1 protein-coding gene is annotated in these 1,297 nt (G+C 54.4%); it reads left to right on the top strand.

Annotated features, from left to right (window positions below):
* The first annotated feature begins 7 nt into the window (after window positions 1–7).
* Window positions 8–1,042 carry an IS110 family RNA-guided transposase gene (locus HRQ87_RS19950; protein ID WP_174140203.1) on the top strand — a complete coding sequence of 345 codons (1,035 nt, stop codon included), beginning with the start codon at window positions 8–10 and terminating at the stop codon, window positions 1,040–1,042.
* Window positions 1,043–1,297: the final 255 nt, after the last annotated feature.

Here is a 1,297-nt window from a genome sequence, read left to right as displayed (position 1 = left end):
ATAGACGATGGAATACTACGTTGGACTGGATGTTTCGCTAAGGTCATGTGCGCTTTGCATTGTGGATAGCAAAGGCACGATCATTCTCGAGCGCGAGTTGGGATGTGATGTCGATGAGATCACGCGTTGCTTGAAAGGCTTCGCTCATCCGATTGTTCGGATCGGTTTTGAAGCGGGCACCATGAGCCAACATCTTTTCTATGGATTGACCAATGATGGTTTCGACGTTGCCTGCATGGAAGCCCGACAGGTCAGCGCGGCACTGTCGGCGATGCGCAACAAAACAGATAAGAACGATGCCCGAGGAATCGCGCAAATATTGCGGACAGGTTGGTTCAGCCCGGTTCACATGAAGAGCCGCGAGGCCCACGACATACGCGCTCTGTTGAGCTGCCGCAAAGCCTTGCTCAACAAAACCATTGATCTGGCAAACGAGGTTCGCGGGTTATTGAAGATCTTCGGACTGCGCCTTCCAAAAACTGTCCAACATGGCAGCTTCGATGACCTCGTGCGCCCTTTGATTGCAGCCGATGAAGTATTGTCTCAGGCCATGCTGCCGTTGCTGGACGCACGTGTCGCGATATACAAAAACTATCTTGCCCTAGATCGGCGGGTCAAACGTGCTGCCCGCAATGATGACGTCTGCCTGCGGATGATGACTGTTCCGGGCGTTGGCCCGATTGCGGCGCTTACTTTCAAGGCCGCCATTGATGATCCTGCTCGCTTCAAAAGTTCTCGAACCGTCGGCGCGCATTTTGGCCTTACGCCTCGACGATATCAATCAGGCGAGCACGACAACCCAGGTCGCATATCCCGAGCGGGAGACCGCGATGTCCGTGCAACCCTCTATGCAGCAGCCAATTCGTTGCTGATGCGCACGATGGCCGGATCACAAATCAAATCATGGGGAATGCGTTTAATGCGAACGAAAGGCAGACGCCGTGCGGTCGTCGCCGTCGCACGAAAACTCGCTGTTCTGTTGCATCGCATGTGGACTGATGGCACTGAATTCCGTCCAGAGAAGGTGGAGGGTGTGGCATGATGTAACTACCCAACGCCCAAACTGAACGGGGTCGTCCCTCACCGGACGAGGTCTGTGGAAGAAGCCGAATATGGCTGCTGCGCAACGAGAAGCGCGTCCCAAAGCGAGGCTCTCCACTGCCAATCCGACACATGCGTGCAGCGATGATATCAGGTCATCAGTCAGACTGCGAAGAGAAGCGTGACCCGGATGAGTGACAAAGACCCAAAGGAAAGAAGGAAAACGAGCTTGACCCAAACACCCAATTAGAGAAGC

Origin of the sequence: Parasulfitobacter algicola (assembly GCF_013315265.1) — a bacterium.
In the GTDB taxonomy this organism is placed as follows: domain Bacteria; phylum Pseudomonadota; class Alphaproteobacteria; order Rhodobacterales; family Rhodobacteraceae; genus Parasulfitobacter; species Parasulfitobacter algicola.
This window is presented reverse-complemented; position numbering and strand designations above follow the sequence as displayed.

Coding starts and splice junctions, on each gene's coding strand:
- HRQ87_RS19950 (WP_174140203.1), top strand. CDS start 8: ATGGAATACTACGTTGGACTGGATGTTTCGCTAAGGTCATGTGCGCTT.